This window comes from Campylobacter concisus (assembly GCF_050447505.1).
In the GTDB taxonomy this organism is placed as follows: domain Bacteria; phylum Campylobacterota; class Campylobacteria; order Campylobacterales; family Campylobacteraceae; genus Campylobacter_A; species Campylobacter_A concisus_BP.
Genome location: NZ_JALMFZ010000001.1, coordinates 102,095 through 118,006 on the forward strand (window position 1 = coordinate 102,095; position 15,912 = coordinate 118,006).

A 15,912-nucleotide genomic window follows, 5' to 3' on the forward strand; every position below is an offset into this window, starting at 1 on the left:
TGCCTTAATGAGGCTTTTTAATGCCCTCATTTTGCTCTTTTTCATGAATTTTTCTTGCCGCCTCAGCTAGTTCGCCAGGCTTTAAGACCTTAATAAGCTCTATCTCAAAAACGATAGTCTCGCCTCCAGGTATCCCCTCCATGCCGCTATCGCCGTATGCAAGCTCAGGCGGGATGACAAATTTAAACTTCTCGCCCTCTTTCATAAGCATAAGTCCCTCTTCAAGTCCAGGGATCAAATTTAGCATCGAAAGATGAGCTGGAGCCTCTTTTGTCTCGTCAAAGACCTTGCCACCAGCAAAGCTTGCTTTATAATTTACTATGATGATGCTCTCAGGCTTTGGAGTAGCCCCTTTTGAGCCACCTTTTATGATCTCATATTGTAAATTTGATTTTGTTGTTTTTACATTTTTGTTTTTTGCATTTTTTTCCATATAGGCTTTGCCTTGGGCTAAATTCTCTTTTAGCTTGGCAGCCTCTTTTTCTTTTACTATCTTATCTAAGCTTTCAGCCCTTTTGTTTAGTAGCTTTGCTATCTCATCATCACTTAGTTTTAGCTCGCTCTTTAGCGCGTCGCTAAAGCCTTTTATCACTGCATCAGCGTCATAGCCAACACCTAGTTGCTTTTGATCTAGCAGTCCTTTTAAAACATATCCACCACTTGTTGCGCCTATGGCATAAGAGTCGTTTGTATCGACATTTGCTAAGAGGCTAGCCATGCTTAGGCTAAGAAGTAGCGAACATTTTAAAAACGCATTTTTCATTTCAAACCCTTAAGATTAAAGGGGCTAAAACTAGCCCCTAAATGCTATAAATTTTTGTTTAGAATTCTCTGAGCTTCTTTTATATACTCTTTAGATGCATCTAGTCTTTGTTTAGTAAATTTAAATCCGTGCATACCCCACGAACCATCTTTTTCGACCATATCGATGATCTCTTGAGCGTTTTGGACAAGCTCATAAACTCTTGCTTTATCACTTGGATCTAGCTTTTTAGTCTCTAGTAGTGAGTAAATTCCCTCGATGCCTATTTTGACCTCTGAGAATTCATTTTTAACTGGAGTTTGCCATCCCATAACCTCATCATAAACTTGTTTTTGGTTTTTGAAGTGAAGTGTTGGTTTTAGCTCAGATAGCACTGGGCTATGGCAGCCTTTATTATCTTTCATATCTTTATCAGCCCAAGATGTTCTAGCGCATGCCCACATCAAATCAACATAGTTGTGGCCATTTTTATCTCTCTCGAAGTGCCAATCTTTAGCATCTCTTGGACCTTTAGCTGCGTCGCCTGGGACAAGAGATTTCTCTTTTGGATCGACCATGATCTTCCAGATGTGAGAGCGTCTTTGAGTATCAAAGCCAGCGTTGTCTTGGAACTGAACAGCGTAGAAATTCTCGCAGCTCATCATAAATGGCATGTGGCAAGATGCACAAGTGTTGTTTTTATGAGTATCTGCTTTTGATGCGATATATGCTTGAGTCTCGTGACAATCTTTACAATCTTTTTTGATCTTTGGTTTAGTGTAGAACGCACTTAGATAACCTTGATCTGGGTTGTAATTCATACCAGTTACGCTTTTATCGCCTACAACGTTACCTGTGTTGTCGTGTGGATCGTGGCAAGTGACGCATCTCATGCCTTTATCGTAGTGAGCGGTAAAGTATGATTGTGAGCCCTCAGAACCGCATCCTGGTCCCATTGATTTAAATTTAGAGCTAAGTGAGAGATCAAGCTTGCCGTTATTGAGTGGGTTGGCTCGCATTAGATCTGGGCTAAAGTTAAATCTTTGGTGACAGCGTTCGCAGTTTGATGTTCTAAAATTTGTAGCTCCATCAAGGTGACCGCCAGCTCCGTGGCACTCCTCACAGCTTACGCCTTTTGAGATAGTGTGTTTTTGAAGCTCTTTGGCATTACCAAGTGCTGCGTAAAATTCTGCTTTTGACTTAAAGTCAAATTTAACTGGGTGGCAAACCTCACAATATGATGAGTTTGCTTGGAAAAACATCGACTTTTTATGTTTTGCGGCGTATGAGGCAAGACCTCTAACATATCCGCCATTATCGCCATACTCTTCAAGCGTGCCAGGAAATTCTGGGACAAGCTCTTTTATCTTTTTAACAGTTGCGTCGTCTAAATTTAACGCCCATGTTCTTTGCCATTGGTTTGATCCAGCTACGATCTGACCTGTGCCATCTCTTAGCAAACCGCCCTCAACGTAGTAAGTACCACGAAGTAGCCATGCATCGACGTAGCCCATCTTAGTTCTTAAGTGACCAACGGTTGCGTAGATGACATCCGGAGTGATACCTTTTGGAAGGATAGAAGCGGTATCTTTGTCAAATACTGGCTCAGTTAGGTTGTTATTAACCTCTGGGTGCTCGCCAGGGAAGCGCATAGTAGTTGCGTGGCGAGATCTACTCCAGACCTCATACTGAGCTGGGTGACACTCACCGCACTTTTCTGGTCCTACAAATTTATTAGGAAATTGAAGTGATGAGGTGGCTGGAATTCTATACATCATAGAGCTATAGCCCTTACCACCATCTCTTTTACTAAGCTTTGACATATCAAAGCCATGTCCCTCGGCAAGCCACTCTAAGCCACGGTCGTGAACGACCATTTTGCCGACGGTTTTGCCACCATACTTTGTAAAAATAGGGTGGTTTTTAAATAGCCAGTTATACATCTCTTGCTCTTCTACGACGTAGTCTTGCAAGGAGACAACACCTCTACTTTGCAGTGTGCCTTTAGGATTTGCGATAACATCACGTGCTTTATCGGACATCTGCATATTATGCTCTTCGCAACAGGCTTGTGAAGCAAAGATACTAACACCCATGAGTAAGCCTGCTAAGGCTTTGTGTAAGTTTCTCACGTCTCCTCCTTTGAATTTTTATCCTAAAATCAAAATGATTTCATACTGATAATCTTAACACCAAAAAAGGGTAGAAAAGGGGGAAAATTAACAAATTATAAATTTTCGAAACTAATTGTAAATGCAACGTGGTTTTCATCTACATTTTTAGCAAAGATTATGGCGTTATTTTTGCGAGCGATTAGCTGGCTCATATATAGCCCAAGCCCACTACCGCTCTCTTTTGTGCTAAAGTGTGGCTCAAAGATGACCTTTAAAAATGAATTTTTTATCGCTCCTGCGTTATTTTGCACGCACAAATTCTTGCGATTATCTTTTAAAAAGGCGCTTATCTTTATCACTCTTGGCTTTGTGTAGCTTTGCTTAAATGCGTCTTTGGCGTTGTTTATGATATTTATTAGAATTTGGATTATCTCATTGAAATTTGCAAACAGTTCAAAATTTTCTCTCACGTCTAACTGCACTTCGATCTGATACTTTTTAAGCGTTGCGTTTAAAATTTTTATCGTTTGATTTATCACTTCAAGCACCTTAAATTCTTTTCTCAAGGTATTTGGACTAAAGAAATTTTTAAAGTCATCAACGGTTTCTGACATGAAATTTATCTGCTTGCTTGTCTCTTCTATAAACTCATAAATTTTCGCTTCATCAAGCTTTTTTCTCTCCTGGTAAAGCTCTAAATTTATCAAAGCTGAGCTTATCTGTGCTAGTGGCTGCTTCCACTGGTGCGAGATATTGCCTATCATCTCGCCCATAGAGGCTAGGCGGCTTTGATGAATCATTAGCTGCTCGGTCTGCCTTTTGCTCTCCTCACCTCGCCTGTGCATCTTATAAACAAGTAGCAAAAATAGCCCAAAGATAAGCGTTATAGCGCTCATTATGACGATGACCTCTTGCAAGTGGTAGGTAAAAATGGCGCGGATTGGTATCTTAAACGAGATCATCGCGACTGTTTCGTTCACGTCTGGGATCTCTATGCCATCCATGCCATATTTTTCTAGCATTTGTTGTGGGGCATTTGCGCTGCTATGACAGGCTAGACAGCTTGGACTTTGGTTTTTTATAGGCAGACCTACAAAGAGCTGTGAGCCATTTTCATCTTTTATTATCTTTACAAATTCTTGAAATTTATTCTCTTTAAAGCCATGCAAGACGCCAGCTTCAAATTCATTTGGCTGGTGAGCTTTATTTATCGGAGAGATGGCAACTAGCTTGTAGTCAAATTCAAGGTTGTATTTTTTCTTTTGGATGTTGTAAATTTCACGGCTTATATATGAAGATGACAGAAGTCTCTCGTCAAAAAAGTCCTCTTTTAAGACGCCCTGCTCTTTTAACTGCTCGATTAGCGGGCGCTGAACTCCAGCGATGTACTCTCTTACAGAATTTATGCCCTCTAAAACATAATACGCCTCTTTTTTAGCGTCTTTCATCGCAAGATCGTTGTAGAAATTTAAAACAAGTGCTGAGACTAGCAGATAGACAAAGATAAAAGCACCGACTATTAGCTGAAATTTATATCTCACAAAGGTAGCCCACGCCGTATAAATTTTTGATCACATCTTTGCCAAGCTTTCTTCTAAGCTCTTTTACGATGGTCTTTATCGCCTCTTTTGTAGGCTGCTCGTAGTCCCAGATGTAGTCAAAAATTTGCTCATAAGTGATAGTTTGGTTTTTATTGTTTAAAAAGTACTCCAAAAGCTTGCTCTCGCTCTTGCTTAGATGAGAAATTTGACCATTTACATAAAGAGCTTTTTTGCCAAAGTCATATTCAAGCTCGTCATTTAGCCTGATGGTTGGCGTGCGCCCAACTAGCTCAAACGCCACATCTTCAAGCGCTTTAACAAAAGATTTTTTATCGTATGGTTTTGCAAGATATCTTGTGATCTTTAGCTCAACCGCGCGCCACAGATACTCTTGCTCGACGTGGCTTGATAAGATCACGATAGGGATTTTTTGATTGATAGCTCTTACTTTTTTAGCGATCTCAAGACCATCGATATTTGGCACGCTGATATCAAGCACTAAAGCGTCATACGCCCCGCTCATAGCAAGCTCAAGCGCATCAAAGCCATCTGTTACGCCTTTAACCTCTGCGAAAAATAGCTCCAGCGAGGCGCAAATGTTTTTTAATATCGCCTCTTCATCCTCTAAGCAAAGGACCTTTTTGTTTGATAAAACATCTAAAATATCATACTCTTGCATACGTCATCTCATCTCTTAAGTCAAAATGCCGACTTAAATAACACAAAATAAAAATTATTTCATAAATTTACATCATGATCGTAAGCTTAAAGTAAAAAATCGGCTCGCTACTTAAGCGATAAATTTAAAAGATAAAGTTAAATTTAGCCAAAGATTTGGCTAAATTTATCAGGTTCTAAATTTTGAAAGGCTGGTGTTTAGATTATCAGTCATCTTTGAAAGATGAGCGGCTGCAAGCGAAATTTCATCCATGCTTTTTGAGTTTTGTTTTGAAATTTCATCGATATTTACGATGCCTTTTATCAGCTCTTCGACCTTATTTCCAGTCTCTAGATAGTCCCTCGTAGAGGTCTCATTTAAGCTAACAGTCTCGTTCATTAGCTGGTTCATATTTTCTATTTTTTCATTTATCTGGGCTGATTTTTTGCAAAGCTCACCAGCTTTTTTGGCATTATCGCCGATGGTATGGCTTGAGTTTGAGATCGCTTCAACGATTAAATTTATAGTTGCATTTATCTCGCTTAGGCTATTTTGCGTGCGCTCAGCTAGTTGTCTAACCTCATCAGCCACGACTGCAAAGCCGCGTCCATGCTCTCCTGCACGCGCTGCTTCTATGGCGGCATTTAGAGCAAGTAAATTTGTCTGATCAGCGATGTCATCAATGATATTTAAGACATCTTTTACATTTTTAGCTTGATCAGCTAGGCTCTTCATCGAGCTAGCAAGTGAAATTTCGCTATTTGCAGCCTCATCTACATTTTTACTAAGTCCCAAAACATCGTTTGAGACTTCATTTATGTATAGACAGGTTCTTTCAAGATTTTCTTTGCTCTTCTTAGCCTCTTCAAATGAGCTTTTTATCTCTTCTGACATGGTTTTTGCCATATTTGTCGTATCTGTGACGATTAGAGAAGATTTGTTGGTTAAATTTGTGGTTTGAGCTGAGGTTGAGGAGAGCTGCTCGGCGATAGAAGAGTTCTCATGCGCTAGGCCTTTAACACTCTCTATCACTGATCTTAGCTCGCTTGTTAGGTCATTTATCGAGCTTTTGATGTTTGAAATTTCATCTTTGCCACTAACTTCAAGCTTTTTAGTAAGATCGCCCTTGCCACTTTTTATCTCATCTGACATCTCGGTTAAATTTGCAACGATATTTTTTATAGGTTTGATGATCGCCCTACTTAAGATAAATAGCACGACAGCTATCAAAACAACCGTGATCAGGGCACAAGCGATGATAAATGTTTTTGTATTTTGGCTGTTTTGCTCGTTTAACACGACCTTTGTCTTTTCTATCTCATCAGCCAAGTCATCGACATATACGCCACTTCCTAGCATCCACTTATATGGCTCAAAATTTGCAGCATAGCCAAGCTTCTCCACTGGCTCCTCGCCCTCTTTTTTCGCCCAGCCAAATGTGACAAATCCGCCGCCTTGTTTAGCCTTTTGGATGAGCTCCTTTATAAGAAGTAGCCCTTTTGGATCTTTTAGTCCGATTAAATTTTTACCCACAAGTGATGGCTTTTCAGGGTGCATCAAAACAACGCCGTCGTAGTCATAAATGAAGATATAGCCAGTTTTATCGCTAAAGAATTTTAGCTTTGAGACGACTCTAAAAATTTCTTTTTTTATCTCATCGTCGCTTAGCCCTTTTTCTTTGCCGCCATTGTAAATTTCACGCATCATTTGATTGATCGTCTCGACGTCATCTTTTAAATTTTCTTTTCTGGCATTTACCAGCTCGTCGTATGACTTGTTGGTGAAAAACTGCGTGAGATCGCTTGAAAATTTGCTATTTAAAAAGATGAGCAAACAGCTGACAAGTAAAACTGAGAATACAAAAGCGAGAATTATCTTTGTAGATATTTTCATAGCACACGTCCTTGCATTTTGGGATTTCCTAAAAATTGCGTGCCATTTTATATATTAAAATCTTAATTATAAATTAACTTTTAAAATTTAAGGAAAAAAAGAAATTTTGATGAGAAAATTTACTCAAAGCCCAAAATAACGAATAAGTTACAAATATTATTATTTTAAGCTTTGAGCGATAAATTTTATAAAATTTAGTTGCCTCTGCTTCCAGGCTTAATCGCCTTGCTACCACTCTTACAAAGCGGACAGTGCTCTGGCTCGTAAATTTCAAATTCAAAATTCCCCAAAGCGAAAAATGGCTTGTCACTTGGCAGTTTTGCATTTGCCTTAGCTTCATTTCCTAAATTTGCAACCTTGCAAAAGCCGCGGTTCGCAAGTGCCGCAAAGCCAACCACCTCGCCCCCAAGGCTCTCTATGACACGAGCTGCTTCAAGTGCCGAGCCACCAGTTGTGATGATATCTTCACAAACTATAAATTTCTCGCTTTTTTTCACTTCAAAGCCGCGCCTTAAGCTCATCACTCTATCAACGCGCTCGGTAAATATAAAACGCTTTTTTGCCGCACGAGCTAGCTCATATCCAGCTAAAATTCCACCAAGTGCAGGAGAACAAACACTATCAAATTTAATGCCAAATTTCTCTATCACACGCGCTAGCTCATCTGCTAGCTTTGCTGCAAGAGCAGGATCTTCAAGCACCTTTGCACTTTGCAGATAAAACTGCGAGTGGTTGCCACTACTTAGCAAAAAGTGCCCCTCTAAATACGCCCCAGCATCCTTATAAATTTTCTCTAAATCCATCGCTTTTTCCTTTTAAAATTTGCCAAAAATCTTAACACATACCCACTTAAGCCACTCTTTTTAAAATTTAATAAGCCCCGCCCTTGTATAATTCTTGCACTCATACAAAAAGGACACTCATGCTTCTCTTTAACCCTGTTGTTTTTAGCATTTTGGTGATGACGGTGCTATGTTTGCTGCGCTTTAACATCCTGCTTTCTATCCTTATCTCAGCCCTTGTTGCTGGTGTCATGTATAAGCATGGTTTTAGTGGATTTGAAAGTGGTTTGGCAAGCGGTTTTGAGAGCTTTTTTACGGCCTTAAAAGAGACCACGCAAAGCCTTATAAGCGGCATGCAAGGCAACCTTGAGACATCGCTTAGTTACATCTTGCTAGGTGCTCTTGCAGCTGCCATCGCAAATACAAATTTAACAGCCATTTTGATAAATGCAATGAGTAAATTTCTTAGCTCAAATAAGGTCATTTTTACGCTAACTATCGCGTTTATCGCTTGTTTGTCTCAAAACTTGATCCCAGTTCATATAGCCTTCATACCTATCTTGATCCCGCCACTTCTTGCTCTTATGAACAAAATGGGCATAGATAGACGTGCGGTGGCTTGCGCTCTTACATTTGGACTGCAAGCGCCTTATGTGAGCATTAGCGTTGGCTTTGGTCTGCTTTTTCACAATATCCTTAAAAAAGAGCTAGCAAACAACGGCATAAATACAACCATCTCAGACATCTCATCAGTCATGTGGATAGGTGGGGCTTCGATGTTTGTGGGGCTCATCTTAGCCATACTTTTTTATAGTAAAAAAAGGATTTATAAAACTTCTAAATTTGAAAAGGCTGAACTTGATGAGATCGAGCGCGCAAAAAGCCTTGAGATGACTAAAAAAGAGTGGGCGGTCTTAGCTGGTGCAGTTGTCGCCTTTGTCGTGCAAATTTACACTTCACTCTTGCCACTTGGCGCGTTACTTGGACTTTTAGTCATGGTCGTTTTTGGAGGCATCGAATACAAAAAAGTAGATAAGATCATGGATAATGGCCTTGCTATGATGGGCTTTATCGCATTTATTATGCTTGTTGCTGCAGGGTATGGCACCATTTTAAGAGAGAGTGGCGGTATAGACGAGCTTGTAAAATACGCTAGTTTGGTATCTGGCGGCAAGATAGGCGGAGCATTTTTGATGTTACTTATCGGACTTTTAGTCACGATGGGCATAGGCACTAGCTTTGGTACTATCCCTATCTTAGCCTCTATCTACGTGCCACTTTGTCTTAGCCTTGGCTTTGGCGTGCCAGCTATCATCTTGCTAGTTGGTATAGCAGCAGCTCTAGGCGACGCTGGAAGCCCAGCAAGCGACAGCACACTTGGACCAACGAGCGGTCTAAACGCTGATGGTGAGCACAACCACATATATGATACTTGCGTGCCTACATTTGTATTTTTTAACATCCCACTTATCATCGGTGGCATCGTAGGTGCGTTGATACTTGGATAAATGTGTTAAAATCATTAAAAAATTTAAAGGAAAATGCGATGCAAACAAATATTGATTATGCAAAATATGAGACTATGACACGTAAAGCATTGTTTAATTCTCTTGAAAAAGAAGAAAAAAAACTAAATTCATTGCAAGATACTTTAAAAAAACAATCAGAACTGATCCTTTATCTTAAAAAAAAGATAAAAAGCAAACTTGATGAGCCAAAAGATTATGAACTTTTAAAGTCTCCAAGCATAAAAAAACTCGATATAGAATTTAAAAAACTCTCAAAAGCGGAGCAAGAAGCACTAATAGCCGAAGTTAAAACTGAAATGGGTGTTTAGTGTATAAAATAGCCATTAAGCGCTCTGCCGACAAGCAACTAGATAAAATTTCAAAAGGCGATCTAAGAGCGGCTCTAAAAATACGCACCTTTCTAAAAGAGCTCGAAAAAGTAGAAAATCCTTTTGCAACAAATAACGCAGAAAAGATGCAAGGTTATGATGATCGCTGGCGTTGGAGAGTTGGTATACATTACCGCATAATAGGGCTTAAGCAAGATGAAATTTTAACTATTGAGATAATAGAAATCTCATCACGAGAAAAAGCATATTAAAAACACAATCTATAAAAATTTTCAATTTTTTCTCTTTTTGCCGATATAAATTTTGGAACATCTTTTGCTTTAGAAAGATCATAAAAAATTTTAAAACGAGAAAAAGGATAAGCTCATGATGAGATCACTTTGGTCTGGTGTTTCAGGCCTACAAGCCCACCAGATAGCCATGGACGTAGAAGGCAACAATATCGCAAACGTCAATACTTATGGTTTTAAATACAACCGCGCAAATTTTGCTGATATACTAAGCCAAACTCCAAGAGTTGCTACCGCTCCACAAGGTCAGCTAGGCGGTCAAAACGCTATGCAAATAGGTCTAGGAACGACTATAAACTCAACTACAAGAATTTTCTCACAAGGCACACTAACAGCCACTGACAAGCAAACCGACCTTGCTCTTCAAGGAAATGGCTTCTTTGTCGTCTCTCCAGATGGCGGAACGACAAGATACTATACAAGAAACGGCGACTTTGTCCGTGATAAGGCTGGTAACTTTGTAAATAATAGCGGCTACATCGTTCAAGGCTGGACTAGAGATGACGAGACTGGCACTATCGACTCAACAGGTCCTATAAGCAACATCGTCATCAAAGAAGGTCTTACAACTCCAGCAAGAGCGACAACAGAAGTTAAAATAAAAGGCAACCTTGACTCAGGTAACACCATCGGCCAAAGAAGCACGCCTATATATGCACTTGATTCAGTTGCAGGCGGACGTGACTACAATAACGATGGAATTTTAAATGCAAACGAAGTTCATAACGAAAACGATACAAACAACGACGAATTTTATACAAACTCAAGAAACGAGCAAATCTTAACAGAGCGTGGCGTCGATCTTGGTGTTACATTTGACGAGCTTGGAAACGGACTTGCACTAAGAGATGGACAAGGTATCTGGGTAAGCTACGCAAATGCTAAGACTGAAAAATTTAGCGTAGGTAGCGCTCTAGCACAAAATATCGGTCAGATCAACCCACCAGCTACACTTGATATAACACTAAATGGACAAAATATCAAAACTCAAGCTGGCACGATGACAAGCATCAGTGACGTTGCCGCTGCTATCAACGCTCAGTATAATAAAACTGGCGTTAGAGCTGAAATTTCAGAGGGTAACAAACTAACGCTTATAAATAGAAACAACTCAGGCACAACCGAAGAGACAAAAAACATCCACCTAACAGTAAATGCTGGAAACACAGTTGGCGGTCTAGCTAGCAAAGATATCATCACAGCTTATCAATATGTCTATACAAGCTCACAAACAACAGCTGTTCACCCAAATAACGACAAAATCGCAAGACAGATCACTACAACAGAAGATCTTCGTGCAGCTATGCAAGAGGATGCTAGAAACCACGTTGATTATAACGGCGATGGTCAGATCAATGCAAATTCTGACGCACTTGATGCAGCAAAACTTGCAACTGCTGCTCACAAGGTAGCTCCAGGCACAGGTGGCGCAGCTATAACAAATCCAGCTTATGCACTAGCATATAACAACGCTTATGCGGCAGCAGCAGGCACACCTGATCAAAAACACGCAGCCGGTATCGCAGCACTTCAGGCAATTGCTGGAGATGATACAAACGACGGCGTAAAGATCACTGTAAATAAACTAGGTCAATTTCAACTAGAAAACCCTACAAACGAAATGGCTGATCAAGCACTTTATATGACTACAACTGGTCTTACAAAACCAGCTCAAGGCACAAACAACGCAGCAGTAAATGAAAACGTTCGCTTTACAAATATCATGAAAGCACTTGATGGCGCACTAAGCCCAGGTCAAGCACTAAGAGCGAGCGGTAAGATGATGATGTCAAGCCACGGCTCAACAGCTGAAATTTTTGACTCACTTGGCTCAAAACACACAGTTAGTATCAGATGGGCAAAGACAGGTACTACAACAGATGGTGGTACAGAGTGGAATATGATCATCCAAGTGCCAGAGCCTGCTAAGATAAACTACACAGGCGAGGGTCCAGATAACGTCGTGACTGGCTCATTGAGATTTAACTCAAACGGCTCACTCGCTAGCTTTCACCCAGCTACGATAACATTTTCAGCTAACAACGGCTCACAAAGTGGTCAAAATGTTAGTTTAAATTTTGGTTTGGGAACTGATTTTAACGGACTAACAAGCTTTGATAAAGACTCTTCAACTGAGTCTATCTCACAAGATGGCTACACAGGTGGCACACTAAATGACCTAAAGATCGACGAAACTGGCACTATCATCGGTGCTTTTACAAACGGACAAAGCTTTGGTCTAGCTCAAGTGGCACTTGCTAGCTTTACAAACAACGAGGGTCTTCAAAGTGAGGGCGGAAACGTCTTTTCACAAACTGCAAACTCAGGCGAAGCAGTCATCGGCGCAGCAGGCACTGGCGATAAAGGAACGATCGCAGCTTCAAAACTAGAAGCTAGTAACGTCGATCTAAGCCGTGCGCTAACAGATCTTATCGTCATCCAAAGAGGCTTTCAAGCAAACTCAAAAACGATCACAACAAGCGATGAGATGCTAAACACACTTCTTCAACTAAAACAATAATCATAAAGGGGGCGCTCGCTCCCTTTTAAATTTACAAATAAAATCAGCCTTCTTTTTGTAAAATGCTAAAAAATTTCACAAAAAGAGAAAATATGCAAGTAACACTACTAAATCACACCCCACTAAATATCTGCTCTCACGCTATCCGCACATGCTGGCAAAGCTTTGAAAAAGGCGATAATGGCGGCGAAAAAGATGTCGAGCTGATAGATAGGGTGGGTAATAAATTTAAACACGCTTCAACGCTGGAGCATCTTTACTACAACTTCTACATCCAAGGCATCTCGCGCGCACTACTTCAAGAGCTAGCCCGCCACCGATTAGCAAGCCTAAGCGTCAAATCAACCCGCTACACGCTAAAAGAGCTAAAAAAAGAGGAGAAATTTGAAGTAGGGCAGTTTGAGCGTGCGGCTAAATTTATCGTGCTAACAAATGACGAAGTGGTCGATAACGCGAGCATAAAAGCGCTTGAAAATTTACGTGAAATTTTAGCCTCAACTACAAAGAGTCTAGACATCGTCAAATACTGCTTGCCAGAGTGCTATAAAACCGAGCTTACATGGAGCATAAACGCTAGAAGCTTGCAAAATTTCATCTCACTAAGAAGCTCAAAGTCAGCCCTTTGGGAGATAAGAAATTTAGCAAATGCTATCTACGACACCTTGCCTGAAGAGCATAAATTTATATTTGAGAAGTGCTTGCCAGAGGATGAGGGTTAAGCCTTAAATTTACTTTTGTAAAACGTAAAGAAGTTCGTCTACGTGGATGTTTCTAGCTTTTAAATTTCTGCTGCCGCGGTAGGCATTATACTTTTGGCGAAGTAGATGAACTTTTCCCATTTTATTTAGGTTTTTATCAAATTCATCTTGGTTGATAAAGCCCTCTGAGTTAAACGAGATAAGCACAAATTTAGCCTTTAAATTTGCTATCAGCTCGAAAAATGCCTCGCTCGCTGATGATTTTTTATTAAAAACTGATCTGTTCCAGTCCTTTGCGATGCCTGAGACTTTTGAAATTTTACTTGGCTCTTCATAGCTTGCGATGAGATTTAGCATGAAGTAGTTTGAGCCGTATGGATGCTGGTTATAAGGCGGATCAAGATAGACTAGATCAAGCCCATCAAGCTCTTTTGCCAGTAAATTTGCGTCCTTTTGATAGACCTCAAATGGCACGCTGAAATTTGAGAAAATTGGCTTAGTCAAATTTATATCAGAAGTGATCCTTGAGATGGCATTTTGCCCCCTGCCACCAAACTGACCGATGCCCTCTTTATTTTTATGAAAACCTTTAAAAATTCCACTCGTATTTGCATGAACGCTTGCATTATAAAGTAGTGGAGCTATGAAAAATTTTCTCATCTCCTCTGGCAACACCTCATCTATGAGTCTTCTTGCGGTGTCAATGAATTTGGCATTTTTTCTTGTATAAAAGACCCGCTCGCCAAAAGCGATATTTTCATCATCTTGCGGGGCATAAAGCCTTGTTATAAAGCCCTCAGAAAGATTATCTTTTATCTCTTTTTCAAGCTTTTTTTGCCAGAAATTTATCTCATCTCTTAGCTCATTTGTGGCGTTTTGCAGATAGCATGAGTTTGTGATGAAACTGTAAAGTTCCAAGTCGTTTGCGACTAGAAATTCGCTATTTTGTTTTAAAAACCTAGCCACCACGCCGCTTCCACTAAAGAGGTCGCAGCAGCTAAGCTTCTCTTTTTTAAGCTCGTCTTTTGCGTATTTTACGCCTCGCTCGATAAAGCCTAAAAGAGAGCGTTTGTTACCAAGATAGGTTAAAATTTGCTCTTTTAGATAGGCTTGATTTTCTTGTTTAACTGGTTTCAAATCAGTGCTTTTTTAGTCCCATAGCATCAACGTCAAGCTTGATCTCATCGTTATTTATGATGACTAGACCTTGTGCTAAAATTTTGCTTGCTATGGCGTGCGCTTCATCAAGTGAGTGCATCTTGTAAGTGCCGCATTGAAATTTATTTAGCTCTGGGATTTTATCTTGATCTTTGACCTCTAAGATATCTTTCATAGAAGCAAGCCATGCCTTTTTTACAGCTTCTTCGCTAGGTGTGCCTATCACGCTCATATAAAAGCCAGTCCTGCAACCCATCGGCGAGATGTCTATGATCTCCACGCCGTTGCCATTTAGGTGATTTCTCATAAAGCCAGCAAATAGGTGCTCTAAAGTGTGAGTGCCCTTTTCTGGCAAAATTTCCTCGTTTGGCTTGCAAAATCTCAAGTCAAAAACGCTGATATCATCACCCTTTGGCGTTTTCATACTTTTTGCTAGTCTAACTCCTGGGGCTTTCATCTTCACATGATCTACGCAAAAACTATCAAGTAGTGGCATATATTCTCCTTTAAATTTTTGGTAATTTTAGCGTAAAAAAGATTTAAAAATTTAAAGGCCCACGTAAATTTACATGAGCCTAGTAATATTTTAATAGTTTGAGATATTAAAATTTATTTTTTCTAACGTCTGTTAGTATGACCTTCGCCATGCCGTCTATCTCGCTAGTTACGTCGTTTGTGTTACTAACAACGCTTCTATTTTCTTTTGTGACGTTATCTATCTGAGCGACACTTCTATTTATCATATTTATGCCCTCAGCTTGCTCTTTTATAGATTCGCTCATCTCATTGATTGACTGAGCAAGGACATTTGTATTTGCCTCGATCTCGCCTAGAGATTTTTGTGTGCGTTCAGCTAGCTTTCTAACCTCATCAGCCACGACTGCAAAGCCACGTCCATGCTCACCTGCGCGAGCCGCTTCTATGGCGGCATTAAGGGCTAGCAGATTTGTCTGATCAGCGATGTCACGGATGATGACGATGATATTTTTGATCTCTTCACTTTGTCTTATGACGTCCCCTGTCTTTTGTGAGATAGCATTCATAGAGCTTGACATCTGCTCAACCGCAGCCGCGCTCTCTTGGATAGAGTCAGCTTGTTTGCTAGCACCATCAGTTAAATTTCTCATAGACTCAGCAAGCATCGTTGCTTTTTCTTCTAAGATTTGAGCTTGATTTAGGTTGCTATTTAGCATAGCGCTTATAGCATCACCTGCATTATTTATGCCAACTATCATGGCCTTTAGATCAGCCTCTATGTCATCTCTTAGTTCGATCTTAGCGGTGTAGTCGTTATTTGAGTAGGCTTTTAAGATATTTATGACGCTGCCTAAATTTTGACTGATAGAGCTAAAGAAGGTATTTAGCAGATCTTTTAGTTTAATAAGAGATGGGTTATTTGGATTCTCACTTAGTTTGACGCCTAAATTTCCTCTTATCATGTTATTTGCAGCTACGTTTAGCTCTTCAAGCATGGTGTTATCTTTCTTGATGCCAGCTATGACTTTGTCTATGTTTTTATTTATCTCTTCACTCATCACGCCAAATTCATCAGTCGTGTGGATATCTAGCTTGTTTGGGGCGGTGCTACTCTCATAAGTGATAAATTTAAATGTATCAGAAAGCTTCTCTTGGATAATGCTGATAGGCTTAAGCGAGC

At 40.1% G+C, this 15,912-nt stretch carries 12 protein-coding genes and 3 pseudogenes; 5 read left to right on the forward strand and 10 right to left on the reverse strand.

Going from position 1 to position 15,912, the window contains the following annotated elements:
• Nucleotides 1-4: 4 nt before the first annotated feature.
• From MTT09_RS00430 to pyrE, 7 genes and pseudogenes are all read right to left on the reverse strand, one after another.
• On the reverse strand, nt 5-763 hold the full coding sequence (locus MTT09_RS00430) for an FKBP-type peptidyl-prolyl cis-trans isomerase (RefSeq protein ID WP_429801927.1): 759 nt from the start codon (nt 761-763) through the stop codon (nt 5-7).
• Nucleotides 764-807: 44 nt separating this feature from the next.
• Complete coding sequence (locus tag MTT09_RS00435) at nt 808-2,874, reverse strand: cytochrome c (RefSeq protein WP_002940704.1); 2,067 nt, start codon at nt 2,872-2,874, stop codon at nt 808-810.
• A gap of 95 nt (nt 2,875-2,969) precedes the next feature.
• Nucleotides 2,970-4,397 (reverse strand): c-type heme family protein, encoded by a 1,428-nt coding sequence (locus MTT09_RS00440; protein ID WP_429801928.1) that lies wholly within the window; start codon nt 4,395-4,397, stop codon nt 2,970-2,972.
• On the reverse strand, nt 4,387-5,076 hold the full coding sequence (locus MTT09_RS00445) for a response regulator transcription factor (RefSeq protein WP_149706471.1): 690 nt from the start codon (nt 5,074-5,076) through the stop codon (nt 4,387-4,389). The genes MTT09_RS00440 and MTT09_RS00445 overlap by 11 nt, the downstream gene beginning before the upstream one ends.
• Before the next feature lie 485 nt (nt 5,077-5,561).
• A pseudogene (locus MTT09_RS00450) lies at nt 5,562-5,751 on the reverse strand (methyl-accepting chemotaxis protein); the annotation flags it as partial.
• A gap of 351 nt (nt 5,752-6,102) precedes the next feature.
• Nucleotides 6,103-6,948, reverse strand: a pseudogene (locus MTT09_RS00455) (cache domain-containing protein); the annotation flags it as partial.
• 194 nt (nt 6,949-7,142) lie between these two features.
• Nucleotides 7,143-7,751 (reverse strand): orotate phosphoribosyltransferase, encoded by a 609-nt coding sequence (pyrE, locus tag MTT09_RS00460; RefSeq protein WP_429801929.1) that lies wholly within the window; start codon nt 7,749-7,751, stop codon nt 7,143-7,145.
• A 119-nt stretch (nt 7,752-7,870) separates the two neighbouring features.
• On the opposite strand from pyrE, the gene MTT09_RS00465 reads away from it, so the two are divergent.
• The 5 genes from MTT09_RS00465 (at nt 7,871) to thyX (ending at nt 13,118) form a co-directional block, all read left to right on the forward strand.
• Nucleotides 7,871-9,238 (forward strand): Na+/H+ antiporter NhaC family protein, encoded by a 1,368-nt coding sequence (locus MTT09_RS00465; protein WP_429801930.1) that lies wholly within the window; start codon nt 7,871-7,873, stop codon nt 9,236-9,238.
• A gap of 38 nt (nt 9,239-9,276) precedes the next feature.
• Nucleotides 9,277-9,567, forward strand: a complete 291-nt coding sequence (locus MTT09_RS00470; protein ID WP_021088839.1) for a hypothetical protein — start codon at nt 9,277-9,279, stop codon at nt 9,565-9,567.
• On the forward strand, nt 9,567-9,839 hold the full coding sequence (locus MTT09_RS00475; protein WP_103645456.1) for a type II toxin-antitoxin system RelE family toxin: 273 nt from the start codon (nt 9,567-9,569) through the stop codon (nt 9,837-9,839). Before MTT09_RS00470 ends, MTT09_RS00475 begins: the two co-directional genes overlap by 1 nt.
• Nucleotides 9,840-9,954: 115 nt before the next feature.
• Entirely contained in the window at nt 9,955-12,399 is a 2,445-nt protein-coding gene (gene flgE, locus MTT09_RS00480; protein ID WP_107804629.1) for a flagellar hook protein FlgE, read from the forward strand.
• Between the two features lie 92 nt (nt 12,400-12,491).
• Entirely contained in the window at nt 12,492-13,118 is a 627-nt protein-coding gene (gene thyX / locus MTT09_RS00485; RefSeq protein WP_429801931.1) for an FAD-dependent thymidylate synthase, read from the forward strand.
• 9 nt (nt 13,119-13,127) lie between these two features.
• Here thyX and MTT09_RS00490 read toward each other — a convergent pair whose 3' ends face one another.
• From MTT09_RS00490 to MTT09_RS00500, 3 genes and pseudogenes are all read right to left on the reverse strand, one after another.
• The gene (locus MTT09_RS00490; RefSeq protein ID WP_429801932.1) at nt 13,128-14,234 is read right to left on the reverse strand and encodes a DNA adenine methylase; all 1,107 of its coding nucleotides are present in this window, start codon (nt 14,232-14,234) and stop codon (nt 13,128-13,130) included.
• A 1-nt stretch (nt 14,235) separates the two neighbouring features.
• Nucleotides 14,236-14,751, reverse strand: a complete 516-nt coding sequence (gene luxS, locus MTT09_RS00495; protein ID WP_012140684.1) for an S-ribosylhomocysteine lyase — start codon at nt 14,749-14,751, stop codon at nt 14,236-14,238.
• A 106-nt stretch (nt 14,752-14,857) separates the two neighbouring features.
• A pseudogene (locus MTT09_RS00500) lies at nt 14,858-15,229 on the reverse strand (methyl-accepting chemotaxis protein); the annotation flags it as partial.
• Nucleotides 15,230-15,912: the final 683 nt, after the last annotated feature.

Bases quoted from the DNA above. Each gene is read 5' to 3' on its own strand.
- MTT09_RS00465 (WP_429801930.1), top strand. From the start codon at position 7,871: ATGCTTCTCTTTAACCCTGTTGTTTTTAGCATTTTGGTGATGACGGTG.
- flgE (WP_107804629.1), top strand. From the start codon at position 9,955: ATGATGAGATCACTTTGGTCTGGTGTTTCAGGCCTACAAGCCCACCAG.
- thyX (WP_429801931.1), top strand. From the start codon at position 12,492: ATGCAAGTAACACTACTAAATCACACCCCACTAAATATCTGCTCTCAC.
- MTT09_RS00445 (WP_149706471.1), bottom strand. From the start codon at position 5,076: ATGCAAGAGTATGATATTTTAGATGTTTTATCAAACAAAAAGGTCCTT.
- pyrE (WP_429801929.1), bottom strand. From the start codon at position 7,751: ATGGATTTAGAGAAAATTTATAAGGATGCTGGGGCGTATTTAGAGGGG.
- MTT09_RS00470 (WP_021088839.1), top strand. From the start codon at position 9,277: ATGCAAACAAATATTGATTATGCAAAATATGAGACTATGACACGTAAA.
- MTT09_RS00430 (WP_429801927.1), bottom strand. From the start codon at position 763: ATGAAAAATGCGTTTTTAAAATGTTCGCTACTTCTTAGCCTAAGCATG.
- luxS (WP_012140684.1), bottom strand. From the start codon at position 14,751: ATGCCACTACTTGATAGTTTTTGCGTAGATCATGTGAAGATGAAAGCC.